General features: G+C 73.7%; 17 protein-coding genes. 13 read left to right on the forward strand and 4 right to left on the reverse strand.

Annotated features, from left to right (window positions below):
- Nucleotides 1-54 precede the first annotated feature (54 nt).
- From ruvX to ACZ466_RS42940, 3 genes are read left to right on the forward strand one after another with little or no spacing between them, the layout of a single operon-like run.
- The gene (gene ruvX / locus ACZ466_RS42930; protein WP_378282311.1) at nucleotides 55-513 is read left to right on the forward strand and encodes a Holliday junction resolvase RuvX; all 459 of its coding nucleotides are present in this window, start codon (nucleotides 55-57) and stop codon (nucleotides 511-513) included.
- Nucleotides 510-1,685 carry an endolytic transglycosylase MltG gene (mltG, locus tag ACZ466_RS42935; RefSeq protein ID WP_378282310.1) on the forward strand — a complete coding sequence of 392 codons (1,176 nt, stop codon included), beginning with the start codon at nucleotides 510-512 and terminating at the stop codon, nucleotides 1,683-1,685. The genes ruvX and mltG overlap by 4 nt, the downstream gene beginning before the upstream one ends.
- Nucleotides 1,685-2,509: a shikimate dehydrogenase gene (locus ACZ466_RS42940; protein WP_378282309.1), complete on the forward strand. Its 825-nt coding sequence runs from the start codon at nucleotides 1,685-1,687 to the stop codon at nucleotides 2,507-2,509. The genes mltG and ACZ466_RS42940 overlap by 1 nt, the downstream gene beginning before the upstream one ends.
- Before the next feature lie 29 nt (nucleotides 2,510-2,538).
- Here ACZ466_RS42940 and ACZ466_RS42945 read toward each other — a convergent pair whose 3' ends face one another.
- The gene (locus ACZ466_RS42945) at nucleotides 2,539-3,846 is read right to left on the reverse strand and encodes a prenyltransferase/squalene oxidase repeat-containing protein (protein WP_378282308.1); all 1,308 of its coding nucleotides are present in this window, start codon (nucleotides 3,844-3,846) and stop codon (nucleotides 2,539-2,541) included.
- Nucleotides 3,847-4,107: 261 nt separating this feature from the next.
- Between ACZ466_RS42945 and ACZ466_RS42950 the strand changes: the two genes are divergently transcribed.
- Complete coding sequence (locus tag ACZ466_RS42950; RefSeq protein ID WP_378282307.1) at nucleotides 4,108-4,878, forward strand: HIT family protein; 771 nt, start codon at nucleotides 4,108-4,110, stop codon at nucleotides 4,876-4,878.
- On the opposite strand, the gene ACZ466_RS42955 is transcribed toward ACZ466_RS42950, so the two are convergent.
- Both ACZ466_RS42955 and ACZ466_RS42960 read right to left on the reverse strand, forming a co-directional pair.
- The gene (locus ACZ466_RS42955; protein WP_378282306.1) at nucleotides 4,845-5,810 is read right to left on the reverse strand and encodes a PfkB family carbohydrate kinase; all 966 of its coding nucleotides are present in this window, start codon (nucleotides 5,808-5,810) and stop codon (nucleotides 4,845-4,847) included. The two genes, ACZ466_RS42950 and ACZ466_RS42955, sit on opposite strands and share 34 nt — an antisense overlap.
- Before the next feature lie 20 nt (nucleotides 5,811-5,830).
- The gene (locus ACZ466_RS42960) at nucleotides 5,831-6,439 is read right to left on the reverse strand and encodes an NUDIX domain-containing protein (protein ID WP_378282305.1); all 609 of its coding nucleotides are present in this window, start codon (nucleotides 6,437-6,439) and stop codon (nucleotides 5,831-5,833) included.
- Nucleotides 6,440-6,958: 519 nt separating this feature from the next.
- Between ACZ466_RS42960 and infC the strand changes: the two genes are divergently transcribed.
- The 9 genes from infC (at nucleotide 6,959) to ACZ466_RS43005 (ending at nucleotide 17,390) form a co-directional block, all read left to right on the forward strand.
- On the forward strand, nucleotides 6,959-7,525 hold the full coding sequence (infC, locus tag ACZ466_RS42965) for a translation initiation factor IF-3 (protein WP_464044049.1): 567 nt from the start codon (nucleotides 6,959-6,961) through the stop codon (nucleotides 7,523-7,525).
- A gap of 218 nt (nucleotides 7,526-7,743) precedes the next feature.
- Nucleotides 7,744-7,938 (forward strand): 50S ribosomal protein L35, encoded by a 195-nt coding sequence (gene rpmI / locus ACZ466_RS42970; protein ID WP_378282304.1) that lies wholly within the window; start codon nucleotides 7,744-7,746, stop codon nucleotides 7,936-7,938.
- A 69-nt stretch (nucleotides 7,939-8,007) separates the two neighbouring features.
- Nucleotides 8,008-8,385 (forward strand): 50S ribosomal protein L20, encoded by a 378-nt coding sequence (gene rplT, locus ACZ466_RS42975; RefSeq protein ID WP_378282303.1) that lies wholly within the window; start codon nucleotides 8,008-8,010, stop codon nucleotides 8,383-8,385.
- A gap of 23 nt (nucleotides 8,386-8,408) precedes the next feature.
- Complete coding sequence (locus ACZ466_RS42980; RefSeq protein WP_378282302.1) at nucleotides 8,409-9,227, forward strand: TrmH family RNA methyltransferase; 819 nt, start codon at nucleotides 8,409-8,411, stop codon at nucleotides 9,225-9,227.
- A gap of 278 nt (nucleotides 9,228-9,505) precedes the next feature.
- A complete protein-coding gene (locus ACZ466_RS42985; RefSeq protein WP_464041909.1) occupies nucleotides 9,506-9,997 on the forward strand; it encodes an STAS domain-containing protein in 492 nt (163 codons plus the stop codon).
- Nucleotides 9,998-10,566: 569 nt separating this feature from the next.
- The gene (locus ACZ466_RS42990) at nucleotides 10,567-11,604 is read left to right on the forward strand and encodes a sensor histidine kinase (protein ID WP_378282300.1); all 1,038 of its coding nucleotides are present in this window, start codon (nucleotides 10,567-10,569) and stop codon (nucleotides 11,602-11,604) included.
- Nucleotides 11,605-11,759: 155 nt separating this feature from the next.
- Nucleotides 11,760-12,869 carry a phenylalanine--tRNA ligase subunit alpha gene (gene pheS / locus ACZ466_RS42995; protein WP_378282299.1) on the forward strand — a complete coding sequence of 370 codons (1,110 nt, stop codon included), beginning with the start codon at nucleotides 11,760-11,762 and terminating at the stop codon, nucleotides 12,867-12,869.
- Nucleotides 12,869-15,364: a phenylalanine--tRNA ligase subunit beta gene (gene pheT, locus ACZ466_RS43000; RefSeq protein ID WP_378282298.1), complete on the forward strand. Its 2,496-nt coding sequence runs from the start codon at nucleotides 12,869-12,871 to the stop codon at nucleotides 15,362-15,364. Before pheS ends, pheT begins: the two co-directional genes overlap by 1 nt.
- 343 nt (nucleotides 15,365-15,707) lie before the next feature.
- Nucleotides 15,708-17,390 carry an ABC-F family ATP-binding cassette domain-containing protein gene (locus ACZ466_RS43005; protein WP_378282297.1) on the forward strand — a complete coding sequence of 561 codons (1,683 nt, stop codon included), beginning with the start codon at nucleotides 15,708-15,710 and terminating at the stop codon, nucleotides 17,388-17,390.
- Nucleotides 17,391-17,403: 13 nt separating this feature from the next.
- Here the strand turns inward: ACZ466_RS43005 and ACZ466_RS43010 are convergent, their stop codons facing one another.
- Complete coding sequence (locus ACZ466_RS43010) at nucleotides 17,404-18,678, reverse strand: dienelactone hydrolase family protein (protein WP_378282296.1); 1,275 nt, start codon at nucleotides 18,676-18,678, stop codon at nucleotides 17,404-17,406.
- Nucleotides 18,679-18,699 lie beyond the last annotated feature (21 nt).

The following is an 18,699-nucleotide window of genomic DNA, read 5'->3' on the forward strand; positions in this document are numbered from 1 at the left end:
GCCGGTGAGCGGGGCGGGGGCCGCGGACGAAGCAGCCATGGACGGAGCGGGCCTATGAGGAACGGCGTCCGGCTCGGCGTGGACGTGGGTACCGTGCGGATCGGGGTCGCGCGCAGCGACCCCGCCGGGATCCTCGCCTCGCCACTGGAGACCGTCAAGCGCGGCAAGGGCGACCTGGACCGGCTGGTCGCGCTGGCCGGCGAGCACGAGGCGGTGGAGGTGGTCGTCGGGCTGCCGACCTCGCTGTCGGGCCGCGAGGGGCCGGCGGCGGAGGGGGCGCGCAAGTTCGCCGCCCGCCTCGCCGGGCGCCTCCCCGCCGAGGCCGTCCGGCTGTACGACGAGCGGCTCACCACCGTGACGGCCGAGAGCGGCCTGCGCGCGGGCGGGGTGCACGGCCGCGACCGCCGCAAGGTCGTCGACCAGGCCGCGGCGGCCGTGCTGCTGCAGGCGGCGCTGGACGGCGAGCGGTTGACGGGACGACCCCCAGGCGAGATCGTCCGGGGAAGCTCATGAACGACTTGGACCTGTTCTCCGACTCCGATCCGCACGGCGACCGCGGGTACGCCAGAGGGCCCGATCCCCGGCGGGGGCGGCGCGCCGGGCGCCAGCGCCAGCGGCGGCGGCGCCGCAGCGGCAGTGCGGCGTTCCTGTTCGCGATGGCCTTCCTGGTGGCGGTGGTGGGCACCGGCGGCGTGCTGGGCGTCGCCTGGGTGGACCAGCGGCTGCACCCGCCGGACTACGAGGGCCAGGGGAGCGGCGCTGTCACGGTCCAGATCAAGGACGGCGACAGCGGTTCGACGATCGCGGCGACGCTGCTGAGCCACGAGGTGGTCAAGAGCACCCGGGCGTTCGTGTCGGTCTACGGGAAGAACCCCAAGGCCGCCGGCATCCAGCCGGGCTTCTACCAGATGCGCAAGCGGATGTCGTCGTCGTCGGCGATGGCGCTGCTGCTGGACCCCAAGGCGCGGGCCGGCAACCAGATCATCATCCCGGAGGGGCTGCGGGCCGTGCAGGTGGCGCAGCAGCTGTCGAAGAAGACCGGGATTCCGGTGCGCGAGTTCCAGCGGGTGATCACCAGGCCGACCGGGCTGGGGCTGCCCCCCTACGCCAAGGGCAAGATCGAGGGCTACCTGTGGCCGGGGCAGTACAACCTCAACCCCAACGCCTCCGCGCGCGAGATCCTCAAGTCGATGGTGGACCGGTTCAACCAGTTCGCCCAGCAGTCGGACCTGGCCGGCCGGGCGCAGCGGGCGAAGCTGCAGCCGGGCACGGTGATCACCATGGCCTCCCTGATCCAGGCCGAGAGCGGGCGGCCCGATGACATGCCGAAGATCTCCCGGGTGATCTACAACCGGCTGCGGCACAAGCCGGTGCCGATGTTCCTGAAGTTCGACAGCACCACGCTCTACGGGCTGAACAAGTACGGGATCGTGGCCAGCAACGAGGACATCAAGTCCAAGAACCGCTACAACACCTACAACTACGGGGGGCTGCCCCCGGGCGCGATCTCCAACCCCGGGGAGAAGGCGATCGACGCGGTGATCGAGCCCGAGGAAGGCGACTGGCTGTTCTTCGTGGCCACCGACCCCAAGAACCGGATCACCGAGTACGCCGCCGACGAGCAGGAGTTCAACCGGCTGCGGCAGAAGCTGAACCAGTACCTCGCCCAGAACGGAGGCAACTAGTGGCGCGGGCGGCGGTGCTCGGCAGGCCGATCGAACACTCGCTGTCGCCGGTGCTGCATCGCGCGGCGTACGCGGCGATGGGCCTGGACGACTGGGTGTACGAGGCGTACGAGTGCGACGAGACCGGCCTGTGGGGCTTCCTGGAGGGGCTCGACGAGGAGTGGGCCGGGCTGTCGCTGACGATGCCGCTCAAACGGACCGCGCTGAAGCTGGTCGACACGGTGTCCGACCTGGCGGTGGCGGTGGGCGGCGCGAACACGATCGTGCTCCGCGAGGGGCGCAGGCACGGCGACAACACCGACGTGCACGGGATCGTGGCCGCGCTGACCGAGGCGGGGCTGGGCGCCCCCGCGTCGGCGCTGGTGCTGGGCGGCGGGGCCACGGCGGCCTCGGCGCTGGCGGCGCTGGCCGACCTCGGGCTGACCAAGGCGGGGCTGGCCGTCCGCAACCCCGACCGGGCGGCCGAGTCGATGGCGGCGGGGGAGCGGTTCGGGCTGGCGCTGCGGATCGGCGCGCTGGACCGGCTGCCGGACCTGCTGGGCGTCGAGCTGGTGATCTCGACCCTGCCGGGGATCGCGGCCGACCCGTACGCCGCGCAGGTCGCCGCGTCCGGGGCGTCCCTGTTCGACGTGGTGTACGCGCCGTGGCCGACGACGTGCGCGGCGGCGGTCGAGGCGGCGGGCGGCACGGTCGTCGGCGGCTTCGAGATGCTGCTGCACCAGGCCGCGCGGCAGGTCGTCCTGATGACGGGCCGTGAGGACGTCCCGGTCGAGGCGATGCGCGCCGCCGGGGAGGCCGAACTGGCCCGCCGCGCGTCCGCCTGACGCCCCTGGTGCGTCGCAGTCCCCCCAGGTCAGACCGACGAGCGCTGGCTCGGTTCCGGGGCCGGGGGGACGGCCGGCGGGGACCGGCGGCGTTTCACGGCCTCGTGGGTGAAGGTCAGGACGATCGGCAGGATGACGCTGAGCCAGAAGTCCTTCCACTCCCACAGGCCGACCGCCACGCCGCCCAGGCTTCCGCCCGTGACCAGGGTGAGCACCAGTACCGTCCAGTGCCGCCTGACCAGCCGGACCAGGTCGGTGCGCGGGCGTGCCGGGATGAGGGCGGGCAAGGGGCGGTCGCGTGCGTGCGCGCGCTGCACGACCGTCGCGTCCGGCGTCAGGTGCAGCATGTCCCTCGGGCGCAGCAGCGGCAGCCGCAACAGTTCGGTGAGCCCTTCCAGCCGCCACCACAGCGTCCACAGTGACGTGCGGCCGCTGCCCGGGTAGCCGTTCCAGCGCGGGTTGGTCACCTTTCCCTGGACGAGGGTGTGGAAGGCCCGCGCGACCGTGGCGCCCGACGGTCCGCGCGGGTCGCCCAGCAGCGCCATGAGCGCGATGGGCAGCCCGAAGTGCCACAGGGCCAGCCGCCAGACGGGCTTGGACCCGGTGCCGTGCGGGGAGACGTCGTAGGTCTCGATCCAGGTGTGCTCGTCCTCGGGGTCGAAGTGCTCGATCAGCCAGTCGTGCGCGGCCAGGATGCGCGCGTCGCTGTGGCCGGGGCGGGCCTCGGCCAGCGTCACCAGCGCGAAGGCGGTGTGCGTCACGGTCGGCGCCGCCATGGACGTCGGCCCCCAGCCGGGCCGCTCCCCGGTGCGGTCGGCCGTCAGCCACTCCACGCCCCGCACGATCGCCGGGTCGTAGGGGTTGAGCTGGGTGAGGGCGCGCAGGGCCAGGCAGGTCAGCCACACCCGCGACTGGCAGCCCAGCAGCGAGCCCCAGCCGCCGTCGGAGTTCTGGTTGCGCAGCAGCCAGTGGTAGGCGCGCCGCACGTCGGGGGCGTCGTCCCGCAGGTCGCAGCGGGAGCGGGCGAGGAACCGGGCGATCCACGCGGTGGCCTCGACGACGGGCATGCCCAGGCTCGTCTTGGTCGACCATCCTCCGTCGCGCAGCACGTCGCCCGAGGCGGTCTGCCGCGAGGTGAGGAAGGCCAGGCCGTCGTCGAAGTGCTCGAACGGCCGTCTCGCCTCGGCGAAGGCCAGCAGGCCCAGCGCGGTCGCGGTGGTGCCGGGCTCGGGCCTGGTCAGGTCGTGGTACCAGCCGCCGCCGTCGCCGTCGGCCACCGCGTAGGCGTCGCGCAGCACGTCGAGCGACTCGTCGAGGCGTGCGGTGAGCACGGCCATGTCAAGAGCCGGAGTCCGGGGCGCCGCCGGCGCCGTCCTGCGGGAGTGGGGGGAGAGGTGCACGGTTACCGCCTTCTCCTGGCTATGTGCCCGTTCAGCCAGGTTCTCTACCCCGCCGGTTTGGTGGCTGTGTCCGCGACCGTCCAGAGGGATGCCCGTGCGCGGGCACGTTTCAGTCAGGGGGTTCCAGTTAGGGCGAGTAGTCAAGAAACGGGAGAGTGGCGGTCCCGCCACCCTGGCGCGGAACACGAGGAGGACGGGATGGTGCGGCGACCTGTGGAGCGGGGACCGGGGCAGGAGGTGGACGAGGCGAGCCGACAGGCGGGAGAGGACTGCGTGCTGTGCCCGCCGTTGCGGTTCCGGCTCAACGCGATGGCGGACCTTCCGGGTGAGCGGGCGGTGCTCGCCGCCGACGGCGACTTCTTCCTCATGCCTGACCTGGCTCCGCTGGCCGAGGGGCATGTGCTGCTGGTGACGTCCAGGCATCTCCAGTGTGCGGGAGCCTTCGGGAAGGGGCTGTGGGCACGGGCGTGGCAATGGCGTCACCGTGTCGCCCGTCTTTACAGAGACGCCTATGGCGGAGACGGCCTGCTGATGTTCGAGCACGGGCCCGGGACCTCGCAGGGCGGGGGCGCCTGCATCGACCACGCGCACTGGCACCTGCTGCCGCGCGGCAGCGGGGCAGGGGGCGGCGTGCGCGACAGACTGGAGGCGCACGGGCTTCCCGGCGCGTGCGCCACACGCGACACCGTGCATGGCCTCTTCCTTGCGGGGCGCTCCTACCTGCTGGTGGACGAGCAGGGGAGGGCGACCGTCCACCCGGCCGACGGCGTGCCGAGCCAGTACCTGCGCGGGGTCGCCATGCGCGTCTTGGAGGGCGACGCGGGGGAAGAGCGGTCCTGGCGCTGGCAGGAGTCGTTCGGCCTTCCCGAGAGCCGGGCACGGTTCCTGCGCACTCTGGAGGACCTGCGCACGGCGGTGGCGGCCGACGACGCCCGTCAGCGTTCCGAGCGCGCGGCCAGCCACCAGTAGAGCTCACCGGCGGCCAGCCGGTCCCCGAACCCGGCGCGCTCCACGCCCTCGCCGAACCCGGTGGGGTACTCCAGCAGCAGCTCGTCGCGCCGGTGGGCGAGCACGTGCTCCAGGGAGGTGGCGCCGAAGCGCAGCAGCCACAGGGGCCGCCGCCCCTCGACGGCCGCGTCAAGGACGGGCAGCAGCTCCCGCGCCTCGGCGGAGCCGGTCACCGTCGCGGTCCCTCCGAGGAGCCGGGCGAGCGTCGGCGCCTCGCTGATGACCACGTCGGCCTGGCGCAGTAGCGGCACCACGTCGGCGGCGGGGAGCCGGGCGTCGATGTCGTGCGGGACGAGGTCGAAGGCGACCAGGGTGCCGTGCCGCCGGGCGATCGCCGCGGCCCGGTGCAGCGCCGCCCGCGACACCGGCGACAGCAGCGCGTACCCGTCCAGGAAGAGCGCGTCCGCCCGGCGGATCTCGGCGGCCGCCGAGCGCACGTCGTGCTCCGACAGCCGGCGCGAGGGCGCGTCGTCGTCGGCCACCAGCAGCCGCGCGCCGCGGCGTTCCGGGGAGGGGCCGTCGCGCAGCATGACGGTCACCCCGTTGGGCGTGCCGTGCTCGACCCGCAGCCGGTCGCGCAGCCCGAGCCGGCGCAGTTCCCGGCGGATCACGGGGGTGTAGTCGTCGTCGCCGACCCGGGCGAGCACGCCGACCCGGCGGAAGTAGCCGGCCGCGCGCCGGGCCATGTTGACCGCGGTGCCCGCGACGATCGCCCGGGCCGGGGCGTAGGCAAGCCGGTCGTGGGTGACCTCGGTGAAGCGCAGCCCGGGCAGGGTGGCGCGCACCTCGATCCGGACGTCCCCGATCGCGAGCAGGCGGAAGCGGCGGTCGGCGACGCCCTGGAGGCCGGGCCAGTCCACGGGCGATCGGGTGGGAGTCTCGGTGATGTCCATGGCGGGGCCGGCGGCGGGGTTCAGCCCGGCGCGGGGAGGTCCGGAAGGTCTGGGAAGTCGGGCGAGAACCAGGCGGGCTGGGGGTGGGACGGGGACGAGTACCGCGTGGGCAGGGACTGCGCGGGGCACATCTGCCGGAACGCCCTCATCACCGGACGCAGGCTGGGGATTAGGTCGTACCCGTCGATCTCCCGCAGCGGCACCCAGGCGGCGTCGGCCAGATGGTCGGTGGCGGTCTGGTTCTCGACGCTCACCTCGTGCGTCACCGGGCTGCACAGCCGCGCCGCCGCCACCACCCGGACGGGGCGGGGAAGGATGGCCTTCCGGCCGCGCGGCCGGCCCGGCATGTACCACTGCCAGAGGTGGAACGGCGGTCCGGGCGCGATCTTGAGGCCGACCTCCTCCCAGACCTCGCGGCGGATGTGGTCGTCCAGATCGAGGTCGCCGGCGACCTCGAGCCGCCCGCCCGGAACCTCCCAGCGGCCCGGATGGTACGGATCGGACGCGGACTTGCGCACCATGAGCAGGCGGTCCTCGTCGAGGATGAAGGCCTTCTGGGCGAACTCCAGTTTGGGGCGGGCCTCGCCGAAGGCGGCGGGCAGCGGGGCATCGGTCCTGAATGCGGGCATAGCTGGGGGTCTTTCCGTGCTACCGACCCTGGCGGTCCGTGCTCGGCACCACGGTAACAACCGGCGGCGGGCCGGGGAATGAACGGTGACGGCGGGGTGTTGAGACTGTTTGCGTACCTCAGTCAGACTCCGATGCGGGTGTGCCGCCCGCGGCCGGGCATGCCGGTCTTGACGCCGGCATGCCGCAGGTCACGGTGTGGCCCCGCAGGTGATAAGCTGAACAACCGACCGGCCCTGTACGGATGCCCGCACGGCAGACCGCACGGGGCGCTCAAGCGGAGGCCACCTCCCACCTGACCGGCCAGAAGGCTGGTGGGTCTCGGTCCGGCGTACGGGCGTCACGACGCCCGTTCCGTCGGCGTCCTCGGCCGCTCCGGCGTCCGAGGCGACCGAAGGTGGCCCCGCATGCGAGTCGTGCGGGGCTTTTCGCATGGAAGGCCTGGGGTACGACCGGTCCACAAGACGTTGAGAACGACGTGAGAACGGCCCCAAGGAGGTCCCATCAGCGCCGAACCGCGTATCAACGACCGCATTCGCGTGCCCGAGGTCCGGCTCGTCGGCCCGAACGGCGAACAGGTGGGCATCGTGCCCATCGCCAAGGCCCTTGAAATCGCGCGTGAGTCGGATCTCGACCTCGTCGAGGTGGCGCCCACCGCGCGCCCGCCCGTCGCCAGGCTCATGGACTACGGCAAGTTCAAGTACGAGTCCGCGATGAAGGCGCGTGAGGCGCGGAAGAACCAGGCGCACACGATCATCAAGGAGATCAAGCTCCGGCCGAAGATCGACCCGCACGACTACGAGACCAAGAAGGGTCACGTGGTGCGGTTCCTCAAGGCCGGGGACAAGGTCAAGGTCACGATCATGTTCCGCGGTCGCGAGCAGTCCCGGCCCGAACTGGGCCGCCGGCTGCTGCAGCGGCTGGCCGAGGACGTCGAGGATCTCGGCTTCGTCGAGTCCCGGCCCAAGCAGGACGGCCGGAATATGATCATGGTGATCGGCCCGCACAAGAAGAAGGCGGAGGCCAAGGCGGAGCGCGCGGAGGCCAAGGCGCGCGCCCAGCAGGACTCCGGTCCCGCCTCCGTCTGACGGGCCCGGCCCGCCGGGCCCGGGCCGGACGGGGCGGCCGTCACAGCGACCGCCCCGGCCCGATCCTGCGCTCGCCGCGCTTGCGCTCGCAGGGTCGTGACGCACGTACATCAGCCTGACAGGCGCTCACCGCCACCGGCGGCACGCGTCCGCTCAGGCACGCCTCCGTGCCCGAGCGGAGGCACCCGAGGGATCCAGTGAGGGAGACGACGGCGACCATGCCGAAGACCAAGACCCACAGCGGTGCCAAGAAGCGTTTCAAGCTGACCGGCTCCGGCAAGGTGATGCGCCGCCGCGCCAACCGCAACCACCTGCTCGAGCACAAGCCGTCCAAGCGCACCCGCCGGCTGGACGGCCAGGCCGTGGTGACCCCGGCCGACGCCAAGAACATCAAGAAGCTGCTGCGCAAGTAGCCGGCGCCCCAGACCCCGTACGACCGGCCGAGGCCCGGAGGCCCCGGCCCCCACGAAGGAGTTCGAAACGTGGCACGCGTGAAGCGGGCGGTCAACGCCGCCAAGAAGCGTCGGGTCGTCCTGGAGCGGTCGAGCGGCTACCGCGGACAGCGCTCGCGGCTGTACCGCAAGGCCAAGGAGCAGCAGCTCCACTCGATGACCTACGCGTTCCGGGACCGCAAGGACCGCAAGGGCCAGTTCCGCCGCCTGTGGATCCAGCGGATCAACGCCGCCGCCCGCGCCAACGGGATGACCTACAACCGGTTCATCCAGGGCCTCAAGGCCGCCGAGGTCGAGGTCGACCGGCGCATGCTGGCCGAGCTCGCCGTCAACGACGCCCCCGCCTTCGCCGCCCTGGTGAAGGTGGCCAAGGCCGCGCTGCCCGCCGAGGGCAGCCAGGCCGCCTGACCGGCGGACGGGCGATTCACCGCATGGCGGGCCGCGAGCTGACCTCTGTCCGATCACCCAGGGTGAAGGCGGCTCGGCGGCTCGCCAAACGCGCCTTCCGGCGCCGCGAGCGCCGCTTCCTCGCCGAGGGCCCCCAGGCCGTCCGGGAGGCCCTGGAGATCCCGGGCGGGCTGGCCGAACTGTTCACCACGGCCGAGGCCGAGACACGGCACGGCGACCTGGTGCAGGCCGCCGAGCGCGCCGGGGTCCCGGTGCTCCGGGTCAGCGGCGAGGTCATGGCCGAGCTGGCGCAGACCGTCACCCCCCAGGGGCTGCTGGCGGTCTGCGAGTTCGTCGACGTCCCCCTGGGCACCGCGCTGGAGACCGCCCCCCGGCTGGTCACGGTGCTGGCCCACGTCCGCGACCCGGGCAACGCGGGCACCGTCCTGCGCACGGCCGACGCCGCCGGGTCGGAGGCGGTGGTGTTCACCGACGCCTCGGTCGACCCGTACAACGGCAAGTGCGTGCGGGCCTCCGCGGGCAGCCTGTTCCACCTTCCCGTGGTCGTCGGCCCCCGCTTCGAGGAGCTGGTCGCCGACCTCAAGGGCGCCGGGCTGACCGTCCTGGCGGCCGACGGCGCCGGCAAGCGCACCCTGGACGAGGCGATCGACGACGGTCTCCTCGCCCGTCCCACGGCCTGGGTGTTCGGCAACGAGGCCTGGGGGCTGCCGGAGGAGATCCTGGCCCACGCCGACGAGGTGATCCGGGTTCCCATCTACGGCCGCGCCGAGAGCCTCAACCTCGCCACCGCCGCGGCCGTCTGTCTCTATGCCTCGGCGCGCGCCCGGCGCGCCGGCGCCTGACTCGCGGTTCCCAGGCGACACGCCGTCACCTGGGGTTTCACGCGCGGCCGCCTGTGTTCCCGCAAGGCTGGCCGCAAACGGCCGGTTCGGATCATGCTTCTCCCGTGCTGACCTGCAAGGATGAACGGACATCGGTGGGATGCGCACGGGGCGCGCGGGTGGTGGGGTCGTTCCTGAGGAGGAGCGTGATAACCGACCCGCGAGGGATCCGCGAGGCGGGCCGCGATCCCTACGGTGTTCACCAGGACGGCGACGAGGCCGTGCGATTTGGGGGCGACATGATGACCGACGATGGCAGGACCACCGGCAGGACGGGCCGCGGCGTGCAGCGGCACGCCCGGCGGGCGCCCGAGCTGCGCTGCCGCTCCGGCGGAGCACGGCCGGTCCGCGACCCCGCCTGCCCCGGCGGCGGGCTCCTCCTGGAGGTGGAGGCGGTCGAGACGCGCGGCGCCGCGGTCCTGGCCGAGGTCCGCGGGGAGATCGACCTGCAGACCGCCGACCTGCTCCGCACCCGGCTGACGGCACTGCACGCCGCCGGCCACCGCCACCTGGTGGTCGACTTCGCCGCCGTGCCGTTCTGCGACGCCGCGGGACTGGGGGCGCTGGTCGCCGTGCACAACCGCGTGTCCGCGGACGGCGGCGAGGTCCGGCTCGCCCGGGTGCGCCCCGCCCAGCGGAAGCTGCTGCGCATCACCGGCCTGCACCGGGTCTTCCCCGTCTACGAGGACGTCGAGGACGCGCTGGCGGCCCAGCCCGCCCCCACGGCCTGACCCCGCCCACCTACCCGCACCTTGGCCGCGCCTGCCCGCGGCGGCCTTCGCGCGTCTGGCGCGGGTTTCCCGCGCCCGCAGCGGTTTTCGCGTGTGCGGGGCGGCTTTCGCGTGTCTGGGGTGGCTCTTGCGTGCGCGGGGTGGCCTTCCGTGTCTGGGGTGATCTCCGTGGCTCCGGGGCGGCTCTCGCGGGGGGCGGGTGTGTTGGGGGTGGTTGTATGGGTTGCTGTGGTTTTGGGGTGCTTTGACGGGGTGCCCGGGCCGTTGGGGCTGCCGGGGGCCCGACGGTGCGTGATGGGCGGGGCGGGAGGGGGAGGCGGCTTTCCCGTACGGCCGGATCCTGGGCGGTGAGGCCACAAATGCCTAGCCGCAGGGAGTTCTGCGGGTCCCGTAAGGTGGCCGTCTCCGGCTAGAGTCTCTTCTCGACAGTCCGCGTTCTACCGCGTTCTACCGAGTCTCTACCGTGTCTGGAGGCCGTTGTGGGCGGAGACGACTCCCCGCACGCGCCTCGCCGCGTGCCCTCGCGAGAGGGCACGTCCCGCCCCGCACACGAGTCCGTACAAGAGGACATGACCGACGATCTGCCCGACGGGCTGGTGGTGGCCGACGGTGACGCCCGCGTCATCACCTTCAACGCCGCCGCCGCACGGATGACCAAGATCTCCGCCGCCTCGGCCATCGGCCGCGACTTCCGCGACGTGCTGCCGCTGCACGACGCCGAGGGCCGCGACTGGTGGAAGTGCCTGGCGCCCTACGACGGGCTGGCCACCCGCACCCGCCACCCCGAGCGGTCGCTGTTCCTGCCCGGGGGCTGCGAGCTGCTGGTCACCGCGGCCTACCGGCGGGACGAGCGGGGCCGGGTGCGGCGCTTCACGGTGTGCCTGCGCGACGCCGCCCACCGCGCCCGGCAGGAGCGCGACCGGGCCGATCTGGTCTCCACCGTCGCGCACGAGCTGCGTTCCCCGCTGACCAGCGTCAAGGGCTTCACCGCGACCCTGCTGGCGAAGTGGCACCGCTTCAACGACGACCAGAAGCGGGTGATGCTGGAGACGGTCAACGCCGACGCCGACCGGGTGACCCGGCTGATCACCGAGCTGCTGGACGTGTCCCGCATCGAGTCGGGCCGGCTGGAGATGCGCCGCCAGGTGGTCGACCTGATCGAGGAGACCCGCAAGGTCATCGCCGGCCGGATCGCGGCGGGCGACCCGGAGGACCGGTTCCGGTTCGAGTCGCGCGGCGAGTTGCCCGAGATGTGGCTGGACCCGGACAAGATCGACCAGATCCTGGGCAACCTCCTGGAAAACGCGGTGCGGCACGGCGCTGGTACTGTCACCATCGTGGTGGAACCGGACGCGCACAAGGAGGGGGCCGCCGTGTCGGTGCGCGACGAGGGCGAGGGCATCCCGCCCGAGGCCGTCCAGCGCGTGTTCCGGCAGTTCTGGCGCGGCCCCGGCGGCAACCGCCGCGGCGGTACCGGGCTCGGCCTCTACATCGTGAAGGGCCTGGTCGAGGCCCATGGCGGCACCATCACCGTGCGGCGCGCCCCCGGCGGCGGCGCCGAGTTCCGATTTACCATGCCCGCCGGCGCTCCGGACTACGCCTCCTGACCGAGGCGCCCCTCCTCCGAGCGCCCGCGCGGGCTTTCCCCCGGCACCACCGGGCCGAGCGCGCCGCGCCGACGGCCGGCCCGTCCTTTCCGGATCTTTCCCGTCCGCCCACTAGACTGCGGGCGTTCCACGCCGACCGGAGTTGTCACACCACCATGTCTGCACCCAACAAGTCCTACGACCCCGTCGAGGTGTCCGCGTTGCAGCCCGAGGAGCTCGACCGGGCCCGCGACGAGGCCCTCGCGGCCATCGCCGCCGCGTCCGATCTCGACGGGCTGAAGCAGGTCCGGCTGGCGCACGCCGGCGACCGCTCCCCGCTGGCCCTGGCCAACCGGGAGATCGGCGCGCTGCCGCCCGCCGCCCGCGCCGACGCCGGCAAGCGGATCGGGGCCGCCCGCGGCGCCGTCGCCCAGGCCCTCAAGAAGCGCCAGGCCGAGCTGGAGGAGGAGCGCGACCAGCGCGTGCTGGTCGAGGAGACCGTCGACGTCACGCTGCCGTGGGACCGCGCCCCGCGCGGCGCCCGGCACCCGCTGACGACCCTGCAGGAGCGGATGGCCGACGTCTTCGTCTCCATGGGCTTCGAGATCGCCGAGGGCCCCGAGGTCGAGGCGGGCTGGTTCAACTTCGACGCGCTCAACTTCAAGCCCGACCACCCGGCGCGCACCATGCAGGACACCTTCTTCGTGGAGTCGGAGGACGCCGACCTGGTGCTGCGCACGCACACCTCGCCGGTGCAGGTGCGCTCGCTGCTGACGCGGCCCCTCCCGGTGTACGTGGTGGTGCCCGGCCGCACCTACCGCACCGACGAGCTGGACGCCACGCACAGCCCGGTCTTCCACCAGCTGGAGGGCCTGGCGGTGGACGAGGGCCTGACCATGGCCGACCTGCGCGGCGCCATCGACGCGTTCGTCAACGGGATGTTCGGGGAAGGGCTCAGGACGCGGTTCCGGCCGTCCTACTTCCCGTTCACCGAGCCGTCGGCCGAGGTCGACATGCAGTGCTTCGTGTGCCGGGGCGCGTCGGTGGAGCCCGGCGCACCTCATTGCCGCACCTGCGGCTCGGAGGGCTGGATCGAGCTGGGCGGCTGCGGCATGGTCAACCCGCGGGTGCTGGTGGCCTGCGGCATCGACCCCGAGCGCTACAGCGGCTGGGCGTTCGGGCTGGGCGTGGAGCGCTCGCTCATGTTCCGGCACGGGGTCGAGGACATGCACGACATGGTGGAGGGCGACGTGCGCTTCGCCCTTCCGTTCGGGATGGAGATCTGATGCGCGCGCCGCTTTCGTGGCTGCGGGAGTACGTGGCGCTCCCGGCCGACGTCACCGGCCGCGAGCTGGCCGCCCGGCTGATCGACGCCGGGCTGGAGGTGGAGACGGTCGAGCAGGCCGGCGCCGACCTCACCGGCCCGCTGGTGATCGGCCGGGTGCTGGCGATCGAGGAGCTGACCGGGTTCAAGAAGCCGATCCGCTACTGCCAGGTGGACGTCGGGCGGGCCAACGGCACCGGCGAGCCGCAGAACATCATCTGCGGCGCGACCAACTTCGCGGTGGGCGACCGGGTCGTGGTGATCCTGCCCGGCGGCGAGCTGCCCGGCGGGTTCAAGATCGGTTCACGGAAGACCTACGGCAGGCTCTCCGAGGGCATGATCTGCTCGGTGCGTGAGCTGGGCATCGGGGACGACCACGACGGCATCCTGGTGCTGCCGCCCGTCCCGGACGGGGCCGAGCCGCCCGGCACCGACGCGGTCGAGCTGCTGGGCCTGCGCGACGACGTGCTCGACATCGCGGTCACCCCCGACCGGGGCTACGCGCTGTCGATCCGCGGCATCGCCCGGGAGGCCGCCATCGCCTACGGCGTGCCGTTCACCGATCCCGCGGGCGTCGATCTTCCCGCCGGCGACGCGGCGGGCGAGGCGTACCCGGCGAGCATCGCCGACCCGACCGCCTGCGACCGGTTCGTGCTGCGCGAGGTGCGCGGCTTCGACCCTGCGGCGCAGACGCCCATGCCGATGCGGGTGCGGCTGCACCGCGCCGGGATGCGCCCGGTGTCGCTGGCCGTCGACGTCACCAACTACGTGATGCTGGAGCTGGGCCAGCCGCTGCACGCCTTCGACCGGGAGAAGCTCACCGGTCCCGTCGTGGTGCGGCGCGCCGAGCCCGGCGAGCGGCTGGAGACCCTCGACCACGTGCGGCGCGAGCTGCACCCCGAGGACATCCTGATCACCGACGGGTCCGGGCCGATCTCGATGGCCGGGACGATGGGCGGCCTGACCACCGAGATCGACGAGAAGTCCGCGGACATGGTGATCGAGGCCGCGCACTTCGACGACATCGGCACCGCCCGGATGGGGCGGCGGCACCGGCTGCACAGCGAGGCGTCCTACCGGTTCGAGCGCGGGGTCGACCGCGAGCTGCCGCTGTACGCCTCGTACCGCGCGGTGCGGATGCTGGCCGAACTGGGCGGCGCGGAGATCGTTCCGGGCGTGACCCACGCGCAGGCCCCGGTGGAGCCGGGCACGGTGACGATGGCGGCCGCGCATCCCGGCCGGGTCGCGGGAGTGCCGTACGACCGGGCGGCCGTGGTGCGGCGGCTGGAGCAGGTCGGCTGCGCGGTGGCCGGGGACGACACGCTGACGGTGACGCCGCCGTCGTGGCGCCCCGACCTGACCGACCCCAACGACCTGGCCGAGGAGGTCATCCGGCTGGAGGGCTACGAGGCCATCCCGGCGCGGGCGCCGCGGCCGGTCGCCGGGCGCGGTCTCACCCCGCGGCAGCGGCTGCGCCGCCGGGTCGGCCGCGCGCTGGCCGGCGCCGGGTACGTGGAGGTGCTGAGCTTCCCGTTCGTCGCCGAGAAGGACTGGGACGCGCTGCAGTTGCCGGCCGGCGACGCGCGCCGCCGGGCGCTGCGGCTGGCCAACCCGATGTCGGAGGACGAGCCGCTGCTGCGCACCACGCTGCTGCCGGGCCTGCTGAAGGCGCTGGCCCGCAACGTGGGCCGGGGGTTCGGCGACGTGGGCGTCTACGAGACGGGCCTGGTCTTCCGGCCGCGTTCGGAGTCGCCGCTGCGGTCGCCGCGGCTTCCGGTGGACCGGGGGCCGACGGCCGAGGAGATCGCCTCGGTCGAGGCGGCGCTGCCGGACCAGCCGGAGCGGGTGGCCGTCGTCCTGGCCGGTGAGCGGGAGCCGTCCGGCTGGTGGGGCGAGGGCCGTCCGGCGGACTGGGCGGACGCGATCGAGGCCGCCCGCACGGTGGCGCGCGAGGCCGGGGTGGAGTTGACGGTGCGGGCGGACCGGCACGCGCCGTGGCATCCGGGCCGCTGCGCCGCGCTGTACGCGGGCGAGACGCTGGTGGGGCACGCGGGCGAGCTGCACCCGCGGGTGATCAAGGCGTACGGGCTGCCGGCGCGCACCTGCGCGATGGAGCTGGAGCTGCGCCGCCTCGGCGAGCCCGGGGTGGTGCGGGCGCCGCACGTGTCGCCGTACCCGATGGCCGCGCAGGACGTGGCGCTGGTCGTCGACGCGGCCGTTCCGGCGGCGGAGGTGGAGGCGGCGCTGCGCGAGGGCGCGGGAGAGCTGCTGGAGTCGATCCGGCTGTTCGACGTCTACACCGGCGAGCAGGCGGGGGAGGGGCGCAAGTCGCTGGCCTACAGCCTGCGGTTCCGGGCACCCGACCGCACGCTGACCGCCGAGGAGCTGAGCGCGTCCCGGGACGCCGCGGTGGCCGCCGCGGTGGAGCGCACCGGGGCGGTGCTCCGGAGCGGCTGACCGCCCGTCCGGCATTCAGGCGAGGGGAGCGGTCCCGGTGCGCGCGCCGCACCGGGGCCGCTCTCGCGTTTTCAACGCGACTGATGCCACTCAATAGCTCTTGTGTCGCGTTGGTCGTCCGGGTATGCTCGCTCGGTCACATCGTCGCCCGGCTGGGGAGTCCGTTGGAGAACTGAGGTCGCAGACACCGCGCGGTGGGCTTGGCCCGCGCGCGTTTCTTGACCTTGGTGGACCCTCCGTCCCGGGCTTTTCGCATGCCCGCGCGGCGGCCCGGCCCCAGATGCGCGTTCCCGCGGTGTCTCCACGTGTCCTGATCGATTCGACGCGTTCTGGAGGTCCGCGCATGTCTTCCGCATCCCCTTTCTCCGTGGTCTGCTCGGAGCTGTCGTTCTCCTGGCCGGACGGCACCGTCGTCCTGGACGGCCTGGACGCCGCGTTCGGCACCGGCCGCACCGGCCTGATCGGCGTCAACGGCTCCGGCAAGTCCACGCTGCTCAAACTGATCGCGGGCGAGCTGCGCCCGGCGTCCGGCTCGGTCGCGGTGGCCGGTGAGATCGGCCACCTGCCGCAGAACCTGCCGCTCGGCACCGCCCAAACCGTGTCCGACCTGCTCGGCGTCTCCGCCGTGCGCGCCGCGCTGCACGCGATCGAGCGCGGCGAGGCCACCGAGCAGAATTTCACCGCCGTCGGTGACGGGTGGGACGTGGAGGAACGGGCCCGCGCCGAGCTGGCCCGCCTCGGCCTCGCGTCCCTGGCCGAGGAGAAGGACGGCCTGGACCGCACCGTCGGCACCCTCTCCGGCGGAGAGGCGATCATGGTAGGGCTGGCCGGGCGGTTCCTGGCCCGTCCCGGCGTGCTGCTGCTGGACGAGCCCACCAACAACCTCGACCTGGACGCGCGCCGCCGCCTGCACGAGGCGGTGTCGTCCTGGCCCGGCGTGCTGATCGTGGTCAGCCACGACCGGGAGCTGCTGGAGCGGGTGGACGAGATCGCCGACCTGCGCGACGGCGCCGTCCGGTCCTTCGGCGGCGGTCTCACCGCCTACGAGGAGCTGCTGGCGGTCGAGCGGGAGGCGGCCGAACGGGCCGTCCGCGCCGCCGAGGGCGATCTGCGGCGGCAGAAGCGCGAGCTGGAGGAGGCCCATGTGAAGCTGGCCCGCCGGGTCCGGTACGGCAACAAGATGTTCGAGAGCAAGCGCGAGCCGAAGGTCGTCATGCAGGAGCGCAGGCGGCAGGCGCAGGTGTCGGCGGGCAAGCACCGGATCATGCACGAGGGGCGGCTGTCGGACGCCCGGGACCGGCTGGCCGAGGCGGAGGAGGCGGTCCGGGACGACGCCGAGATCCGGGTGGCGCTGCCGGCCACGCGGGTCCCGGCCGGGAGCACGGTGCTGACCGTCACCGGACTCGCCGTGCCCGCGTCCGGGCCGTCCGACTCGCCGGCGCCGGAGTCCGGGGCCGGCGCCCTGGGGGAGCTGGTCGTCCGCGGCCCGGAGCGGATCGCGCTGGTCGGGCCGAACGGCGCCGGGAAGACCACGCTGCTGCGGGCGATCCTCGGCGAGGACGGCGTGCCGGGCGCGGACGGCCTCTCGGTCAGGGTGGGCGTGGAGGGCGTCCGGTACCTGCCGCAGCGGCTGGACGTCCTGGACGACCGGCTGAGCGTGGTGGACAACGTCCGCGCGTACGCGCCGTCGGCGCCGGTCAACACCGTGCGGGCGGGGCTGGCGCGGTTCCTGTTCCGCGGCGCGCGGGCGGAGCGGAGCGCCGGGGCCCTCTCCGGAGGGGAGCGGTTCCGGGCCGTGCTGGCGGCGCTGCTGCTGGCCGAGCCCGCTCCCCGGCTGCTGATGCTGGACGAGCCGACCAACAACCTCGACATGGCCAGCGTCCGCCAGCTCGGCCAGGCCCTGGACGCCTACCAGGGCGCGCTGCTGGTGGTCAGCCACGACGTCCCCTTCCTGCGGACCATCGGGATCACACGGTGGCTCCGCCTGGACCGGGACGCCGGGCTGACCGAGGTCGACCCGATGTAGCCGCGGCGCCCGTTCAGCGGCCGAGGGCCTGGAACCAGCGGAGGGTGTCCGGCAGGCCCTTGAACACCGTCGCGTCGTGCCCGGCGTCCGGCCCGTAGTCCACGACCTGCGGGCGGGCGCCGTGCGCGCGCAGCGTGCGCGCGCAGCTGCGCGCGTTGGCGAACGCGACGTGCTCGTCCCCGCTCGCGCCGTAGATGCGGACCGGGACGCGGGGGCGCCAGTCGCAGGTGCCGTCCGCCGACCGGATCGCCCGCAGCAGCGCCCCGGACGGGTGCTCCAGCTGCCGCAGGTACCGCGGCGTCGCGAGCTCGCGGATGGTGCCGGGCAGCCGCGTGACGATCTCCTCCTCGCCGGTGGTGCCGTTGAACAGGCCCTCGACGGCCTTGTCGTGCGGGGCGTTGAACACCTGGGAGGGGGAGTCGTAGATGTGGTGCAGCCGGTTCCAGGCCACCGAGACGTAGGACAGGTAGAACACCGAGGCCCTGGGGGCGAGCGGGCCGTCCTCCGACAGGGAGGCGGGGATCTGGGCGTCGCGGATGTCGTAGGGGCCGCTGATGGGGGCGAGCGCGCCCAGGCGCAGGTGCCGGTCGGCGCCGTTCTGCAGCTCGCGGCCGAGCGCCATGGCCGCGTGCCCGCCCTGGGAGAAGCCCGTGACCAGGACGCGCGGGTTCAGGACGCGGCCGTGCGAGGCGGCGACGGCGCGGGCGGCGCGCAGCATGTCCAGGGACGCCGAGGCTTCGGACGCGGCGTCCATGTAGGGGTGGTGCCCGGGGCCGAGGCCCAGGCCGAGGTAGTCGGGGGCGACCCCGGCGTAACCCGCCGCCGCGTAGTAGATCGCCGCGACCCGGCTCTGCCCCTGCTCGTCGACGGACCCGGCCATGTCGCGGGAGGCGTGCGTGCCGTGCGCGTAGCTGACGGCGCGCAGGGTCCGGCCGGCGGTGCGGGCCGGCAGGGACACCACCCCGCTGGCGGTGGTCGGGGCGCCCGTCGCCGAGATCGTCCGGTAGACGACCCGGTAGGTGTCGACGCCGTGGCGGGGCGCGGGGGTGCCGAAATCGGGGCTGATGGCGGTGAGGTAGCGGCCCGCCTCGTCGCCGGACATGTGCGCGACGCGGGTGGCCGACACCACCGTGCCGCGCGGGTCCGCCTTCTTCCCGGGCGCGGCGGGCGGGCGTTCGGGGGAGGTGAGGGCGGCGGCCGCGGTGGGCACGGCCGTCAGGGCGAGGCCCGCGCCGAGCAGCGCGGTGCCCGCTCGCCGGGAGGCATTCCGGAAGGTGTTCTTCGTCATGCCCATGACGCTAGGAAGCGG

This window comes from Actinomadura rugatobispora (assembly GCF_055379765.1).